Below are 17,225 nucleotides of genomic sequence, written 5' to 3' on the forward strand. Positions count from 1 at the left end.
TTAATTCTACTTGACGGTTACATATAAAAATCATAATGATGTACATGCATGCCATTACCTACGGGAATAGCTGGACCGGAATATGCCTTATAATAATGGGTATGGCCATTTTCGAAAACAACATATCCCTCTGTATAATGAATATGGTTTTGATCCTGAGTCTGGATTGGCGGCGAAGTAACATCTAAACACTGATGGACATGACCTGCATCCACAGAAGTATAATCAACCGAACCATGATTATGGTTCGGCACAAACCCCTGAACAAAATCATCTTTACTTACCTTACTCACGTCCTCACCTCAGTTCATTTTTTGGTCTAATTTCGTTGTTTTATAGATTTTGTACACGATAGACAAATAGTTGCTCGGTTCCGATTCAGATCTTGCTGCGAATGATTCTGGAGCAATTAACATCTGATTAAACTGGTCGATATTTACTTGACCAGGAAGTTGAGGCTGATTTTTTTGATAAACCTCCTTTGCTGCTTTAGTACTAATGATATTTACTTAATAGTAGGAATATGTTTTGGACAGCCAAAAACAAGGTTTTATTTTTTAGACTTCAGCGGATTTATGGAAAAACAGGTACAAACCTAAAGCCTGTCTTAGTTGTTATACATATACATACAGTACAAAAACACAAGAGAGATAGATGGTAGGGGGGGACATGTGCGGATTGCATAAGGAGGAGGTAAGGTCGTCTCATGATTACATCATGAAATACTAGCTTCCGAAAGGAGAAATATTATTCAATGGTTTGGTTAACTATAGTATCTTTTTTGCTTACCCTAGGATTTATTCTTTGGAGACCTAAGGGGTATTAATGAAGCGATACCTGCTACGATTGGTGCGATTGTTGTCCTACTAAGCGGTAGTGTTACATTATCTGACCTCGGTATAATTGCGGAAACGATAAGCGGTGCTGCAATTACTATTATGGCAACGATTGTAATGGCCATCGTCTTAGAGAGTTTTGGATTCTTTAACTGGGTAGCAGAAAAGCTTGCAGAAAAAGCAAATGGGTCAGGCATCAGATTATTCTGGTATGTCAATCTCTTATGTTTTCTCATGACACTCTTTTTTAATAACGATGGGAGTATTTTAATCACCACTCCGATTTTAGTCATGTTATTAAACAATATGGGCTTGAAAAACCATCAAAAAATCCCGTATTTACTTTCTGGTGCTTTAATTGCAACAGCATCGAGTGCTCCAATTGGTGTAAGTAATATTGTCAATCTTATCGCTTTAAAAATCGTCCATATGAGTTTGTATTTGCATACGGCGATGATGTTTGTTCCTGCCACGCTTGGTTTATTACTGCTGACATGGCTGTTGTTCCTTCGCTTCAAAAAAGTCTTACCGAAAACTGTCCCTACTAAGGTAACAGGTTTGTCCCTACCTTCTTACCACCCACTGAAGCCCAGTTCCATGAAACATGGTTCTGAGAAGGAACGTTCAAGGTTTATGCGCAACGTCCTACTATTTGTATTTGCTGTCCGTGTTAGCCTCTTTGTCGCTTCATTTTTGTCCATTCCAGTCTCGCTAATGGCTGTTTTTGGTTCGCTTGTCCTTTTAGGATGGAGATGGGCTTATTTAAAGATACCTCCAACCGATATGCTGAAAAAAACGCCGTGGTATATAATTGTTTTCGCTTTTAGTATGTATGTGATCATTTATGGTCTAAATAACATCGGTCTAACAGACTGGTTGATCCAATTTATGCGTCCAATGGTTTCTGGGAGCCTTCTCCATGCAAGTGTGTTAATGGGCGTCCTGCTCTCGGTACTTTCAAACATATTTAATAATCACCCTGCTTTAATGGTTGGAACACTCACGTTAACGAATATGAACCTAGATTTATTATCCTTAAAGATCGCCTATCTTGCCAACGTTATTGGCAGTGACATGGGATCATTACTACTTCCAATGGGAACGCTGGCTACGCTAATGTGGATGCATATCGTAAGGAAAGGAAAAGTAATGATCAGTTGGTGGCAATATATCAAAGTCACTATAGTTGTTATCCCGCCAGCAACATTGTTTACCCTAGTTGTTCTTTATTATTGGGTTTCATGGCTTTTTGGTGGAACACTTCAAGGATAATACAATTGAAAAAAGGAGAAATAAAATGAATATAGAACTATTAGATTTAAGAGATAAATATATTGAGGTTGAAATTTCCGGGGGAAGTTTTCACAGGGGAATTCTTATAGATGCCGGGTTAGATATAGTCGTAATATACGATGGCAGGAATAATATATTCCTATATATCCCATTTGTCCACATTCAACAATTGAAAGAAATATTAATTCAGGAAGAAACTTTTTACGATCCTCCTTCAGAAAAACCAATTACTTCCGATTCAATCTCCTATCGTAAAATATTAACTAGTGCGAAAGGTATGTTCGTTGAGGTTTATGTAACAGGAAATAAATCCATTCATGGCTATTTAACCAGCATTATGAATGATTATTTTGTCTTCCACTCTCCTGCTTACAAAACAATGTATATTTCAATGAACCATGTAAAATGGCTAATCCCGTATCCACCAAATACAACGCCTTATTCATTAGAAAATCAAAATCTACCTCTAAAACCCGTATATCCTACATTGGCAAGATCTTTTGAAGAGCAGTTAAAAAAATTGGAAAATCAATTAATTATCATTGATGGTGGATACAATGAGGAAAAAATCGGCTTACTCCAAAAGATTCAAAATAACAAAATGATACTGATAACAGCTAAAGGGGAAAAGCTTTTTCGGAACTTGGAGCATATCAAAACCAGTCAATTACCGTAATTCCAATGGTAAAACTCTTTAACCAAATTAAAAGAAAGGTGCTTTTCACATGAGCAAAAGAAAACAAAAAGAATAATCCACCCTGTTTTGGCCGACGAGGTTGGATTACTCATTCACTGCTTGAGTTGTTTTTTAGACCGTGTCCATCGGCCACGGTCTTCTTTTTGGTTTACCACCTATTAATAGCATATGGTTTTTTGATTATTTTTGTTCAAAGGAGAAAAAATTTTCATTTAACACATTAAACCCACTGTTAAATAAGATTCTCAATACTTTACAAAAGATTAACATGAAATCCATTATCTCTTCGTATTAACAGCATAAAATGTAACTATAGCAATACCTATTCAATAGCTCTTCTTATAAGTACATTTTCTGACTAGGAGGAAGTTGCATGTATAGTTTTCTAAATTTTCTGTTCTTAATGTATATCTCAGTTGCCTTTATAAGAATTTTTTATTACTCTTTCTTCAAAACAAAATCGAATAAACATTGATTGCTACACCCAATTATTATCCATCTACTTATCCACAAAGTTATCTAAACATTTCATGTCTTTCCCCTAAAATTACGCACCTGTGCCAATGCAGACTCTCTACATTTCCAACTGACTAATAAACACATAAAATAAGGAAACCCTTGTGGGTCTCCCATAATGAAAAAAACTAGGTTTGTTCTAATCTAAACTAATTGGAACATATCCTCAAATACTTCGTTCCAATTTTTTGTTTTAGCAAGTGTCTTACGTCTAAGGATATAGTTTTCGTGATTTTTGATGCTTTCTAAATGTTCACATGCACTGATAAATTGGCTAGAATCATTTGTATCTAAAAGAGCATATACAGACTGCTCAGCATATTTTTGAGTAGATGGCAAATGCATGCCAATTACAGACTTCCCCGCTGCTAAAAATTCAAATAACTTTAATGGAAAGACCGCTTGGTTATACTGAGATGACTTGTAGGGCATAATTCCAATATCAATTAAGTTCATATATTTTGGAACCTCGGAAGGAGCGACACTTCCAGTCCATAAAACATTCTTCTCAGTTAATAGATTTTTAAATTTAGGATGATCATTGGTACCATCTGGACCCACAAAAAGAAAAAGCCACTCACGCTTTTTTTGTGCTACTTCCTGGATCAAATCAAAATCCAGCTTAGGTTTAATTCCCCCGATAAAGCCTAAAACCGTTCCGTCAAAATGATCAGGTAGAATATGATCCATTTGTGTAGGATAGTTTGCAAACCTATCAAATTCCACCCCATTTTCAAAGGTAAACACCTTTTCTTCAGCACCTAACTTTTCTATGATTCTTGTACGTAAATATTCAGAGGTACAAAAAATCACATCTGCCCTTTTAATAATCCGCTCTTCTGCCCTTGATATGATATTTTTTCTAAAATTGGCTAGGATAGAGTTTTTCCCATTGATAGGAGAGGTCCATAAATCACTGCAATCATAAACCACTTTATTCCAAGAAAAGAGGTTAGAAAGTGTTGGGAATCCTGGAAATGTATACCATAAATTAACAGTATACCTTTCCTTAGCTTTTTTTAAATATGTTAGTAATGGCTGCAATTTAATTTTATGAAATGCATCGATATAGCGGCCAAACCGAAACACTTTTTGTGGAAACATATCTTGGATGGTCCATTGAAATATTCCATTTGACAATCTTTTATTGTGCTTTTCTTTTTGGTTTGGTGTTGGACATAACCAGATTACTTCCTTTGTTTCAGGATGATTTTGCAAATATTCTGCAAGCCGATGTCTACGATACCGAAGTTGATCTTGATCCCACTCACCTGTTGCCACAATGATATGTATGCTCTTCATTTGTCCCATCCCCCTCTAGATTCTTTTAACAACCGCATGCAAGGCATAATGAGAAAAACACCAAAATGCTTTTATAAGGTTTAGCTTTTCTACCTTGCGATACACAAACCAATTCATTTTTGCAGCTTTCCACTTGTTTCTCGAAATGGAAGGATTTCCTATCCGGTACTCGGCCAAATTTTCATTTAACCCGTAAGCAATTATGCCCTTTTTTAAAATGGCCAGCCAAGTGGCTAAATCCTGTCGTGTTCGTATGTTAGGCATTTTAATTTGACCGACAATGCTTCGATCGATCATTACTGTCAAACATCCTATTATAGTATTCTTTAACATATCATTGTACGAAACCTGCTTGGGAGCTCCTATCCGTTTGTTCAATTGTACTCCTTCATTTGATACAAATTCGTAGCCTGTAAACGTAAAAGCATAATCGTTTGTTCGCATAAAATTAAGCTGTTTTTCCAATTTTTCTGGTTTCCAGCAATCATCACTATCAAGAAATGCCACAAATCTGCCCTTTGCATGCTGCAAAGCAATGTTTCTTGCAACAGCAGCCCCGCCATTCTGATTTAAATAAATAACATGTATTCTTTCATCTATTTTTTCATAGAATTTTAATTTATTTGGTGTATCGTCAGTAGAACAATCATCTACAATAACCATTTCCCAGTTTTGATAGGTTTGCTTTCTTACAGAAGTGATTGTATGTTCGATAAACAAACTGGCATTGTATGAAGGTGTTATAATTGAGATCAGTGGCTGCTGTGGACTCATAAAAATACCTCCTATTAAAATGACTGTTCCCGGAAAATGACGGGGAAAACGATCCATAAAAAACTTAATGTTACGCCCAATAAAATCCCTAATACTGCTCTTTCCTTTGAGTTGAAGGCTCTATTTTCAGTATTTATTGCATTAATATCAGCAGGTTTTAATAATGCAGCATGTTTTATGTCATATTGAGCCGTCTTAAGTTCATATAAGAAACGTTGCTGGTCTACTTTTGCCTCAGGTCCTACTTTTTCATTCGTTATTCCATCAATAGATTCTTGAATGATTTTCTGTTTTTCTTGGAACATATCTTGATCGATGGCCAAAAAGGCACTTGTAATCTCGTTAAGAACCTGGGCTGTGCTTTCCTCTGATTCATCTGAATACGAAAGATTAATCATGTTATACAGACCTATGGTTACATGTAAATTCGTCCTAATTTCCTCAGACTTTTCTTCCCATAGAGATTTCAGATGTTTTTCATAAAAAGGAGCGTTTGTTAATAAACTGATGACACGTTTAGGATCATTTAACTCTGGATTATTATAGTTTCCTAAGGTTAACGATGCTTCTAATGTATAATTTGATTTCTCATGTCCTACGGGAAGAAGCCATCCGATTACGCCCAGCAAAATCGTAGTTGCTAATAATATTAGGAAGTATTTGTTCATTCTTTCTTTTAAAGCTTGAATCATATGTCCCATGTAAACCTTGCTCCTTAGTAGGAATTTTCTTCATGATGTTGATTTTTCTTGTCCTTAAGCACAGAAACCGTAGAAATCACTAAACCTAGAAATACCCAATGAAAAAATAGATTACTAACTGAGCTCGGACTGATACTTGAAACAGCGAATCCAATAAGCCCCATCATACATGCTTCAAGTAACCCCTTTTGGTTCCTGTTGCTTCCAACTTTATAAAATTTGTAGAGTCCTATGAAAAGATAGGCATACATAGTTATATAACCTAGCAAAATAAAAATTCCAAAGTTACCCATTATTTCAGCAAACCAATTATGCACCTCTACAACATGATTTGTTGCATAGATTGACTCGTTTTTTAAATAGAATGGGATATTGCCAGCCCCAACCCCAAATCCGAAGGTATCTAATGAGAAGTGAAGGGTATTCCTCAGTAAATTTAATCTCGCTACATTAGATGAAAGCATTTCATTACTAGTACTAAAAGTCGAAGCTCTAAACAAGTCGTCTAACTTGGCGAAAAATACGATCGCACCCAATAGAAACACTGCTGAACCAATAATAGCTGCTATTCTCTTTAGATATCTCGGAAGAAGGATAAACAGATAAACGATTAAGCCAATCATGACTCCAAGCAAGCTAGCCCGTGAATCCGTCAAATAAATGAGATATACACAAATAATTGCAAAAAGTAAGCTGGTTGTTTTCAAAAATACATGTTTACTATTTTTTGTAAAAGATAGATAAAAAAAGAATGATATTGTTAGAAATGTGGCAAAATCATTTTGATTAAAGAAAACAGATGTTGGATATGACAGCTTATACTCTGGGGCACCATACAATGTCGACGTAGGCAGCTGGATATGTGCTAAATGATTGATTAATCCAATCACCATTAAAATGACTGTCATAAACATCCAAATTCCATAAAACAGGTACAAGTTGATCATTTTCCTGAATGTAAAGACGGCCAAAAAGATAAACGATATTCCCATACCCAAAAGAATTAACGACTTAATTCCCTCTATAACCGATTTTGCCCAAAGCAGTGAAACCGCGCCATAAGCCATCCAAAACAGTAGAAAAAGCAGAACACCTTTTACATTTACTTGATTCCAAATTTGAGGAAGATTCCTTTCTTTCATAACATGAACCAAAAAGAGAGTAACTGCTGCAATCAGTACCAACCGATACAAAAATAAACTAAAAAATCCAACATGAATGTTTAAAACAGATTGATTCAAAAATGTTGTCATGACTAGTAAGTACATAACACTAGGAAATTGAGGTTTACTAATAACGTTGATTTTTATTAAAAAAGTTAAGACGAGAATCGCCCATAACCCAAGAAAAACCATCATTTCAATCTGCATTTCAACAAGTGAATAGGCGATGGCAAATCCTACTAAGAGAAAAGCTGACACACCTGTTGCTTGTTTAACTAGGGGATTACTTTGCATCAAACTTCCTTCTCCTTTTTCAAACTAACCATTTAAGATAGCAATTGTTTATCCTTTGAGAACTGGAGTGTCTCCTGTAACCCTACGTATAGGTTGATAGACGGCTCCCAATTTAGTAATGTTTTTGTTTCTTCATTGGAAAGAATACTATGCCGAATATCGCCTGGGCGGTCTTGTTTATAGATTGGTTGCAGATTCGAACCAGCAGTTTTTTTCATCGTTTCAAACAGTTTATTGATGGAAATGCGTGATCCAGATGCCACATGAACACAAATATTTTCCTTTGCATTAAGTGCTTTTACATTTGCAGCTGCCACATCTTTAACAAAAATAAAATCTCTTGTTTGCTCCCCATCCCCATATATAACGGGTGTTCTATTTTCGGTTAGTTGATTTGAAAAAATAGCTACAACTCCCCCTTCACCCTTTGCGTCTTGTCTTGGTCCGTATACATTGCTGTATCGCAAAATACTATATGGCAGTTGATACAGTTTACAAGCCAATTTTAAATACTTTTCAACAGATAACTTTGTAAGTCCATATGGTGATTCCGGCTGTGTTGGGTGAGAAATGGTGACAGGCAATGCAACAGGATTTCCATACACAGCCGCGGATGAAGCAAAAACAACTCTCTTCACCTTTGCTTTAATCGCAGCATTAATAATATGAAGAGATCCCCTAATGTTTACTTTTTCATCAAATAGAATGTCCCTGACAGACTCTGCCACACTTACTTGGGCTGCTTGATGGATAATATAATCTGGACAAAGGGAAACAATTAATTCAATTACACTTGGATCGGTTATGTCGTGATTAATGACTTCAATAGGTAAGTGCTCGATGTTTTCTCGTCGACCAGTTGAAAAATTGTCAATAACCGAAACTTTGAAATCCTTTCGAAGCAATTCCTCTACTATATGGGAGCCAATAAACCCTGCGCCTCCTGTGACAATCACTTTACTCATCAAAATCCCTCCTATATTACCTTTGATATGACTGATTCCGATTGAATGGCTGGTCTCCCAATCGAAAGGTACGTAAATCCTAGACCTTTCATCATCTCTAAATCAAAAAGATTCCGGCCATCAACAATCAGAGGCTGCTTCATTAATTGTTTGACTAATGGTAAATCCAATTTTTTTACGTCCATCCAGTCTGTTAAGATCATACATGCATCTGAATCATTGATAGTTCCATATATATCCTCTGAATAGGTGCACTGATAACCGATCTGTTTTTTTGCTTCTACAATCGCGATCGGATCATATGCCTTAACGATTGCCCCCTGCTCTGTTAAGTAAGGAATAATATCCAGTGCCGGAGAAGACCGAATATCATCGGTATCTGGTTTAAATGCTAATCCTAAAACACTAATGGTTTTCCCTTTTAAAGAACCTAATGCACGTAACAATTTTTTCACCAGCTGTACCCTTTGCCCTTCGTTTGTATCAATGACAGCCTTGATTAATTTGAAATCGTACCCACAATCCTCGGCAATGTGCAGAAGGGCAGCCGTATCTTTTGGAAAGCAGGATCCACCAAATCCAACACCGGCTTGTAAAAATTTATTGCCAATCCGGCTATCTAAACCAATGCCTTGGGACACTTTTGTAACGTCAGCACCAACGCGTTCACAAATGTTGGCTATATCATTGATAAATGAAATCTTTGTCGCCAAAAATGCATTGGCAGCATATTTAATGATTTCAGTTGTTTCTAATGAGGCTTTCACTATATTTGCTGTAAAGGGCTGATGAATTTCTGCAATAATTTGATAAGCTTTTTCGCTTGTGGCTCCAATTACTGCGCGCTCCATATTCATCGTATCCTTAATAGCAGTACCTTCTCTTAAAAATTCAGGATTGGAGACAACGTCAAAAGGATGTTTTCCTTTGCCATATTCTCTAATCACAGATTCTATTAATTTTCCAGTGCCAACGGGCACGGTACTTTTTGTGACAATTACTTTGTAACCATTTAAATTTTCACCAATCGATTTAGCGACTTGTTTTATATAGGTTAAGTCAGCTTTACCTGATGATGTCATTGGGGTCCCTACCGCAATTAATATAACCTCAGCATCCTGTATCTCTTGACTAATATTAGCGCTAAATTTTAGTGTTCCTTTCCGAACATTTTTGTGGACCAACTCTTTTAATCCAGGCTCATAAATTGGCATGATCCCCTGTTTGAGATCATTTATTTTCAATTCATCAATATCACAACAAGTAACTTGGTTTCCTGAATCAGCAAAACATGTACCAGAGACGAGACCAACATATCCAGTTCCTATAACAGCTATTTTTTTCATCCTTATCAATCCTTCCAGTTCTTAATTACTTGCAGAAAAGACTATATAGTTGAATAAATGGATTCTATCGTCCGCTTATAGACAGCTTTAAGCAAAACCGCATTGTGATCAACATGATAGTTTTTTTTGATATTTTCATATAGTTCATGCTGAACCTGCGGGGTAAAAAGATTTCTATTTAAAATATCGTTTATTCGATTTACTAAGCTTGATACCGATTTGCTTTCGATTAATAGTGAACAATGTTCACCAAATAATTCCGGAACACTTCCCACTTCAGTACAAATCACAGGCACCTTCAGGGCTAATGCTTCAATGACAACGGTTGGCATCCCTTCTGTATAAGATGGGAGAGCAAACACATCACTAGCAAACAAATAATCACTTACTCTTTCATTTTCAACTTGCCCTGTTAAGAACAGTCTTCTATTAAAATCGGAATGCTGCCTTAATTTATCTTTAGCTGGTCCATCTCCAACAAATACAATAGCTACATCATTATGAAGCCATTGAAGTGAATAAGCCAGTTCAAAAACTCCTTTTTCTTGTGTTAACCTTCCGATAAAAACTACAATCTTCTTTTCCTCAGGGAGTTGAAGGCGTCTTCTAATTTCCATTTTAGTTTCATCTGCAGGTTGAAATCGTGATAAATCAACACCTATGGGGAGTACCATGCTATCTCTCCCTGCTAGCTCTTTTGCTCTAATCCTTAGGCTCTCACCCACTGCCAATACCAGATTTGCAGCCTGTACAGTATGTTCAAATGCTTTTTTTGCACCTGCACTAAAATTTGGATAAATATTTACATCACTGCCATGTAACGTTAAAATCCACGGCAGCTTTTTTTGTTCGGCAACAATTCTCGCTGCCCCTCCAGACGGCATCGCAAAATGTGCGTGAATTAAATCTGACTCTATTTCGTAATCCGACATTGTTTTTAATATGGAAGCTGCAATCCGTTTATCTGGCTGGGCCCATCTTAGTTGGCCTGGAAGAGCTAAATATGACGGGCGATAGACCGTCACTCCTTTTCGGAGATACTTAACTGGAATCTCGTTATTAACACGGTATTGTTTTTTTACATATTTGATCAAAGTTGGATGACGCGGCAAAGGACAAATCACTGTAACCTCTACACCTAACCGGATTAATGCTTGAACTTGAGTTTCATGAAAAACACCAAGACCAGGTTTCTTGTCACTAGGATATACACTTGTAATCCATAAAATCTTCATTATGTTTGCCCTCTTATTTGTTTTTTTATGATTCTTAAGAAAAAAGGGGGATACATCTTATACAGTAGAAAAATATAGACAACCCCACTTATGCCTACTGAAAAAATAAGTGGCCAAATGCTGGTCTGAGAAAAATAATAAATAGAAACCTCTTTCAGACAAAAAGCGATTATAGTTATGAGCAAAGATAATAGAAAAGGTATCGAAATAGTTTTCAGATATTGCCGAAAACGGAGTTGAATCAACCAGTTTAATAACCATCTTCCTATTAAGAAGTTCACCAGGCTTACTCCTGCATAGGTCCAGGCTACAACTTCCAATTTATTCGACATGACAGCTAGCCATAAAGAAGCACCATACAGAATGAGAACCCCAGCATCCCAATAAAAAGCTATGTTTGCTTTCCCTTTTGCTAAAATAACTGATCCATTTGGATTCATTAAAACCCTAAGAATGCCTACGACTGCCATGATTTGCACAACTGGAACGGCGTCCAGCCATTTCTCTCCAAAAATAGTTAAAATAAACACATTAGACACCGCTGTGAGACCCATCAAGATGGGAAAGGAAACTAGACTCAATAGCTTGGTCATATGTAAGAATCCATCTGTTAATAAAACTGGATTTTGGTGACTTTTCGAAAAAACCGGAAAAGCAACTCTGGTAATAATCGGATTAATCTTTAAGACCGGAATCGTTACAATTTGATAGGCAAGATTATATATACCAAGTGCCTCTGCACCCATAAATCGGCCGATTAATATGACATCAAGGTTGGAGCCAATTCGATTGACTAACCGTGAGGCTAATTGGTATGCCCCAAACGACATGTATTCCTTGCATTCCGACAAATCAAATATTAATGAGGGCCGCCATTTCTTTTGATAACACATAAAATAAAGAATGCCTTTTAATGAATTCAGCACGACTTGTGAAATAACAAAGGCATAAATCGGACTAATGGAAAGTATAAGAATCACCAATGTTAAAAAGGAAAATAACGTAGTCCCTACTTCAATCGCCCCCAGTAAATTAAAACGTAAATCTTTTTGCAACAGATACTGGCATTGCTGCCCAACCGGAGCGATTAAAAACATCACGGCCAAAATTCGTATAAGTTCGACTAATTCACTTCGCTGAAAGTACAAAGCAATCAGAGGGCTAAAGAGGAATAAGATCAGAAACAACCCGATTCCTACTATTACATTTAGCCAAAACAGAGTTGACAAGACACGAGCCGTAACCTCTTCTTTTTGAATGACAGCTGAACCAAAACCAAGATCAAGCAATATCTGAGCAAACACTACAATCGTGGTAATCATTCCTACCAGCCCGAATTCGGATAGGCTCATTAATTTTCCAAGTAATGCAAACTGGATGACTTGGATGGCTGTAATTATAAGTGTAGAAATCCCAGTCCACTTTACTCCTTTATGTAGTTGGCTTCTTATGACTGTCATTTGCTTCCCGCCTTTATTAACGAGCTCCCTCTCCGGTGAAAATTACCTTGAACGTCTTCAAAATAATTTTAACTTCAAGTGAAAATGTTAAATTTTGTATGTATTCCAGGTCGAATTTAAGTTTTTCTTTTGGTGAAATATCATATCCTCCACTAACCTGAGCAAGACCTGTGAGTCCTGGTTTAACAAGCAGCCGATTTTCGAATCCCTTTATCTCTTTATTAAATTTCGCTGTAAAGAATGGTCTTTCGGGTCTCGGACCTACAATTGACATGTCTCCTTTTAAAACAGAGGCTAATTGTGGAAGCTCATCAATACGAGTCCTTCGGATAAATGCTCCCACTTTTGTAATACGAGGATCATTTACCACTGCCCACTTGGCCCCCTCTTTTTCAGCATCATTCCTCATGGATCGTAACTTTACCATCTTGAAACGTTTTCCATTCTTCCCAATCCTCTCCTGAACATAAAATGGTGAACCTGGTGTTTCAAGGACGATGAGGGCAGCAAATATAACAACGATTGGCAGTGCGATAAGAAACCCAGTGGCTGCAAGAAAAATATCATACCCTCTTTTTAAATAGAGGTAATGTTCCACATTCTTTGATAATGTGAGATTAGAGGCTGGGACCGTCAAATAATCTTGGTAGATATTGTAGCTTTTTTCAGTACTCACAAATGTACCACCCCATAAGATTTATTAATAAAGTGTTTTGCTAATCCATACGTAAAGTATAGGTACAAAACTTGAAGTTGCTGTTGAGTACTGGTGAAGAGTTTGTAAAATATTTAGAATATTTATTAAGTTTCTAAATACTTTGTAAAGATTTTTACAAGATATAGGCAGATATACCGATAAAATGAAAGAAACTGACACAATAAGGATTTGGACTTTTCCTTTTTGTGTCAGTTTCTTAGATTCTTATAGGGTTACAAAAAAACTCCCTCTTATCTATACCAGAGGGAGTTAGTTTAAGCTATCGATTCTTGCTTGGCAATTTTTAAAATTTCTAATGATTTAATATGGTAACCATCGATTTCAAGCACTTTAAATTCATAATCATCATATCTAACTTTATCGCCTTCGACGACATCCATTTTTTCTGATAAGATCCATCCACCAATTGTATCCATATCTGAATCGTCAAGGTCTAAACCGAATAAATCATTAATTTCATCAATTAGGACTTTACCCTCAACGATGGTTTTATTTTCACTAATTTTATTAATTTCAGGTACTTCATCCGCATCAAACTCATCACGGATTTCGCCAACAATTTCTTCTAAAATATCTTCGACAGTGACTAATCCTGCTGTACCGCCATATTCATCCATTAAGATGGCCATATGAACACGGTCTTTTTGCATTTTCAGGAGCAAATCATGGATTGGGATCGATTCAATAACCTGGATAACTGGGCGAACATACTCTTGAATCGATGTTTCAACATTCTTGCCTTTAATATATTCGGTAAAAACTTCTTTCATATTTACCATACCGACGATGTTATCCTTTTCACCATCGATAACCGGATACCTTGTATAATTTTCTGCGGTAACGATTTGAAGACATTCATTTAAAGATTGTGAGATATCAAAAGCAATAATCTCAGTACGCGGTACCATAATTTCATTGGCGTTTCGATCATCAAATTCGAAAATATTGTTCACATATTTATATTCAGATTGATTAATCTCCCCACTCTTATAGCTTTCGGAAATGATTAATTGAAGTTCTTCCTCTGAGTGTGCTACTTCATGTTCTGATGCAGGTTTCAGTCCAAAAACTCCGACGATGAAACGAGCAGAACCATTTAGTGCTTTAATAAATGGATACATTATTTTATAAAAGAGAATCATCGGTCTTGCAAAAATCAAAGTGACCTCTTCCGCTTTTTGTATGGCAAACGTCTTTGGTGCAAGCTCCCCAACAACTACGTGAATAAAAGTTACTGATGCAAACGCTAATATAAATGAAGTAATGCCTGATATTGATTCTGGCATGTTAAAGTAACTTAATAGCGGATGAAGGATAAGTTCTACCGTTGGTTCTCCTAACCACCCGAGCCCTAAAGCTGTAACGGTAATTCCTAATTGACATGCAGATAAATATTCATCAAGATTAGTAACAATCGTTTTTGCCGCGATCGCGTTCTTGTTCCCTTCGCTAACGAGCTGATCAATACGTGTACCGCGGATTTTAACAATAGCAAATTCATATGCCACAAAAAATGCTGTAAATGCAATTAAAATTGCTATTATTAGTAGATTACTAATTATCAATAGTCTCCTTACTTAATAGATAAGTAAGGAATACACCTCCTGTTTTTTTACGAGTTTATTTATTTTCTATCAAAATAATAAATTAATACTTAGCTAAACAATAATAATAATGTTTGAGCCAATGTAACGCCTTCTGATGATAATTTATTAACAAGTGATTCTTTTTGCTGGTTGTTTAATTTTTGAAGAATAGGTTCCATGACATTTATTTCTTCTTTCAGATGCTGCATAATACTAGCAATCTGCTCCACATGTTTTTCTACTTTTTGTTTATCAATTGTATTATCTGACTTAATCAATTCAATGGAAGACTTTATTTCCTCAAGGGGCATATTCAAATTTTTATAATGTTCAACCATATTTAAAATTTGAAGACACTCCTCATTGTACAATCGATAATTAGAATCCGTCCGAATAGGGTTAAGTAAGCCTATTTGGGTGTAATAATCAATTGTCCGTTTGGAAATATTCTTTAATTTTGCTATTTCACCAATTCGATACAACTCCCCAAATTACTCACCCCTTCCCAGTTAAATGTTAAATTAAATATACCATAGATCAAACCGTACAGTCAACGTTCCGGTTTGATCTATGGTTATCAGCGTGTTAATATGACTGGTCCGTTTTTAGTTACGATAAGTGTATGTTCGTACTGAGCGACAAAGCTTTTTTCTGTAACAAAGGTCCAGCCGTCCTCTAGTTGAAACACTTCTTCATCATGGGTTGAAATAAATGGTTCAAATGCAATAACCATTCCTTCTCTAAGCAATCCATTATCAGAGGTTTCATTATAATTATAAATATATTCAGGTTTTTCATGGATTGTTCGTCCAATACCGTGTCCTGTAAGATTTTTAATCACGGTTAATCCATGATTTCTAGCTGTTTGGAAAACGACTTTACCCATCCCGTTTATTTTGGAACCTGGTTTTGCTTTTTTAAGACCAGCTTCAAATGCCTCTTTTGCAACAGCGCAAATTTTTGATAAAATTTCTTCACCTTTTCCAATTACAATCGAGACGCCTGTATCTGCAAAATAACCGTTCTTGGAACCAGAAACATCTATATTAACAAGATCTCCTTCTTGAATCACTCGATCACTCGGAATTCCATGAGCCACTTCTTCGTTGACACTAATACACGTAAACCCGGGAAAATCGTATTCCCCCTTTGGAGCAGAAATGGCGCCCTCCTTCTCAAATAACTGACCAGCTATATCGTCGAGCTCTTTAGTAGTTACCCCAGGTACCGCTCGTTGCACTAATTCATCGCGAATCGCGGCAACGATTCTGCCAATTTCTTTCAATCCATTAAAATCCTCTTCCGTCTTTGCAATCATGCTTTTTCCCACCTATTTTATTTTATCTTAATAAACGTTCACCTATTAGATTGTACATTTATCCTCAGATAAAATCCAAGCATAATAATTTCATGATGATTAAAACAACAAAAAACAGAGTTACCCAATGTAACACTGTTTTTTATCCATCATAATAATTTTACTTTTTTAATAAAATTTATTTCATTTTGAAATTTTTCAAAAATTTCTTTGTAGGTGGAATTAATTAAAAGTGGAAAGAGGTTTTCTAGTGCTTCTTGGTAATCTTGACCTAACGCTTCCCGGAGAAAAACATATTCATGAAAGAGCAGTGCCTTTTCAAAATCAATACCTAATTCATGTAAGCCTTTATACAAGTCCTTCTTAGGTATACATAAGATCTTCTTAAATATTTTAATATTTTTTTCAATGAATTTCTCTTCTATATACCGTGTTACATAGTCTGTATACACCATCTGACCAATAGTATTTGTTTCATTTTTTGAGAAGTTGAATCCAATCACACGATCTTCTATATTTTCACGAATTATAAACGTTTTACTACCTCGTAAATGTGTAATAAAATTTTTGACGCTTTTATCAAATATTTTATCAAATTGAATAATTTTTTGCAGTTTAACGGCAAAATCAGTATGTTCTTCACCCACAACAAATAACCGGTCAACAATCGGTAAAAGCTTTAAGACACCCTCGGAAAGTTGACTTGATGCATCATAAATAATGATATCGTACTTTTTTTTCATTAACTTCACTTTTCGTTTTTGTTCGATTAAAGTTAATTTCGAAAATTCGTGGATGATCTCATTTGAAGTCTCTTCTTTTTCTAAAGTCCCGTAAGAAATGAATGCTGCAGCTATATTTGTATTTAATTTAAGCCAATTATAAATGGATAAAGACAATTCAGTTACACCTGATTTTTCTTTTGGAGAGTAAAAGCCAACTAAATACATGTACCTCACATGCCTTTTATTTAAATCATATGCAAGAAGAAAACAAGTGTTAAAGACAAGCGACTACTTTA

At 35.9% G+C, this 17,225-nt stretch carries 15 protein-coding genes and 1 pseudogene; 2 read left to right on the forward strand and 14 right to left on the reverse strand.

Annotated elements, in window-relative coordinates:
* Positions 1–17: 17 nt before the first annotated feature.
* Entirely contained in the window at positions 18–293 is a 276-nt protein-coding gene (locus tag J7E66_RS14860; protein ID WP_215001265.1) for a YmaF family protein, read from the reverse strand.
* A 461-nt stretch (positions 294–754) separates the two neighbouring features.
* Here J7E66_RS14860 and J7E66_RS14865 point away from each other — a divergent pair.
* Positions 755–2,108 (forward strand): annotated as a pseudogene (locus tag J7E66_RS14865) (arsenic transporter).
* Between the two features lie 25 nt (positions 2,109–2,133).
* Positions 2,134–2,805, forward strand: coding sequence for a DUF2642 domain-containing protein (locus J7E66_RS14870; protein ID WP_215001267.1), 672 nt, complete (start codon positions 2,134–2,136; stop codon positions 2,803–2,805).
* Between the two features lie 681 nt (positions 2,806–3,486).
* Here J7E66_RS14870 and tuaH read toward each other — a convergent pair.
* From tuaH to J7E66_RS14935, 13 genes are all read right to left on the reverse strand, one after another.
* Positions 3,487–4,653, reverse strand: coding sequence for a teichuronic acid biosynthesis protein TuaH (gene tuaH, locus J7E66_RS14875; RefSeq protein WP_251032932.1), 1,167 nt, complete (start codon positions 4,651–4,653; stop codon positions 3,487–3,489).
* Between the two features lie 6 nt (positions 4,654–4,659).
* Positions 4,660–5,418 carry a teichuronic acid biosynthesis protein TuaG gene (gene tuaG, locus J7E66_RS14880; protein ID WP_215001271.1) on the reverse strand — a complete coding sequence of 253 codons (759 nt, stop codon included), beginning with the start codon at positions 5,416–5,418 and terminating at the stop codon, positions 4,660–4,662.
* A 14-nt stretch (positions 5,419–5,432) separates the two neighbouring features.
* Positions 5,433–6,119 (reverse strand): hypothetical protein, encoded by a 687-nt coding sequence (locus tag J7E66_RS14885; protein ID WP_215001273.1) that lies wholly within the window; start codon positions 6,117–6,119, stop codon positions 5,433–5,435.
* Between the two features lie 14 nt (positions 6,120–6,133).
* Positions 6,134–7,576 carry a teichuronic acid biosynthesis protein TuaE gene (gene tuaE / locus J7E66_RS14890; protein ID WP_251032935.1) on the reverse strand — a complete coding sequence of 481 codons (1,443 nt, stop codon included), beginning with the start codon at positions 7,574–7,576 and terminating at the stop codon, positions 6,134–6,136.
* A gap of 32 nt (positions 7,577–7,608) precedes the next feature.
* Positions 7,609–8,541, reverse strand: a complete 933-nt coding sequence (locus J7E66_RS14895; protein ID WP_215001277.1) for an NAD-dependent epimerase/dehydratase family protein — start codon at positions 8,539–8,541, stop codon at positions 7,609–7,611.
* Positions 8,542–8,552: 11 nt separating this feature from the next.
* Positions 8,553–9,887, reverse strand: a complete 1,335-nt coding sequence (gene tuaD / locus J7E66_RS14900; protein ID WP_215001279.1) for a UDP-glucose 6-dehydrogenase TuaD — start codon at positions 9,885–9,887, stop codon at positions 8,553–8,555.
* A 41-nt stretch (positions 9,888–9,928) separates the two neighbouring features.
* Positions 9,929–11,122, reverse strand: coding sequence for a teichuronic acid biosynthesis protein TuaC (gene tuaC / locus J7E66_RS14905; protein ID WP_215001281.1), 1,194 nt, complete (start codon positions 11,120–11,122; stop codon positions 9,929–9,931).
* Entirely contained in the window at positions 11,122–12,582 is a 1,461-nt protein-coding gene (gene tuaB / locus J7E66_RS14910; protein WP_215001283.1) for a teichuronic acid biosynthesis protein TuaB, read from the reverse strand. The genes tuaC and tuaB overlap by 1 nt, the downstream gene beginning before the upstream one ends.
* 16 nt (positions 12,583–12,598) lie before the next feature.
* Positions 12,599–13,258 carry a sugar transferase gene (locus J7E66_RS14915; RefSeq protein WP_215001285.1) on the reverse strand — a complete coding sequence of 220 codons (660 nt, stop codon included), beginning with the start codon at positions 13,256–13,258 and terminating at the stop codon, positions 12,599–12,601.
* 296 nt (positions 13,259–13,554) lie between these two features.
* A complete protein-coding gene (locus J7E66_RS14920) occupies positions 13,555–14,865 on the reverse strand; it encodes a hemolysin family protein (RefSeq protein ID WP_215001286.1) in 1,311 nt (436 codons plus the stop codon).
* An 89-nt stretch (positions 14,866–14,954) separates the two neighbouring features.
* Positions 14,955–15,368 (reverse strand): MerR family transcriptional regulator, encoded by a 414-nt coding sequence (locus tag J7E66_RS14925; protein WP_098934885.1) that lies wholly within the window; start codon positions 15,366–15,368, stop codon positions 14,955–14,957.
* A gap of 95 nt (positions 15,369–15,463) precedes the next feature.
* Positions 15,464–16,204, reverse strand: a complete 741-nt coding sequence (gene map, locus J7E66_RS14930) for a type I methionyl aminopeptidase (RefSeq protein ID WP_215001288.1) — start codon at positions 16,202–16,204, stop codon at positions 15,464–15,466.
* Between the two features lie 149 nt (positions 16,205–16,353).
* Positions 16,354–17,154, reverse strand: a complete 801-nt coding sequence (locus J7E66_RS14935; RefSeq protein ID WP_215001290.1) for a hypothetical protein — start codon at positions 17,152–17,154, stop codon at positions 16,354–16,356.
* Positions 17,155–17,225: the final 71 nt, after the last annotated feature.

The sequence above is a fragment of the Bacillus sp. ISL-7 genome, from assembly GCF_018613065.1.

What these genes read in the sequence shown, in the direction of transcription:
- J7E66_RS14870 (WP_215001267.1), top strand. Translation starts at nt 2,134, where the DNA reads ATGAATATAGAACTATTAGATTTAAGAGATAAATATATTGAGGTTGAA.
- tuaH (WP_251032932.1), bottom strand. Translation starts at nt 4,653, where the DNA reads ATGGGACAAATGAAGAGCATACATATCATTGTGGCAACAGGTGAGTGG.
- tuaG (WP_215001271.1), bottom strand. Translation starts at nt 5,418, where the DNA reads ATGAGTCCACAGCAGCCACTGATCTCAATTATAACACCTTCATACAAT.
- J7E66_RS14885 (WP_215001273.1), bottom strand. Translation starts at nt 6,119, where the DNA reads ATGGGACATATGATTCAAGCTTTAAAAGAAAGAATGAACAAATACTTC.
- tuaE (WP_251032935.1), bottom strand. Translation starts at nt 7,576, where the DNA reads ATGCAAAGTAATCCCCTAGTTAAACAAGCAACAGGTGTGTCAGCTTTT.
- J7E66_RS14895 (WP_215001277.1), bottom strand. Translation starts at nt 8,541, where the DNA reads ATGAGTAAAGTGATTGTCACAGGAGGCGCAGGGTTTATTGGCTCCCAT.
- tuaD (WP_215001279.1), bottom strand. Translation starts at nt 9,887, where the DNA reads ATGAAAAAAATAGCTGTTATAGGAACTGGATATGTTGGTCTCGTCTCT.
- tuaC (WP_215001281.1), bottom strand. Translation starts at nt 11,122, where the DNA reads ATGAAGATTTTATGGATTACAAGTGTATATCCTAGTGACAAGAAACCT.
- tuaB (WP_215001283.1), bottom strand. Translation starts at nt 12,582, where the DNA reads ATGACAGTCATAAGAAGCCAACTACATAAAGGAGTAAAGTGGACTGGG.
- map (WP_215001288.1), bottom strand. Translation starts at nt 16,204, where the DNA reads ATGATTGCAAAGACGGAAGAGGATTTTAATGGATTGAAAGAAATTGGC.
- J7E66_RS14935 (WP_215001290.1), bottom strand. Translation starts at nt 17,154, where the DNA reads ATGTATTTAGTTGGCTTTTACTCTCCAAAAGAAAAATCAGGTGTAACT.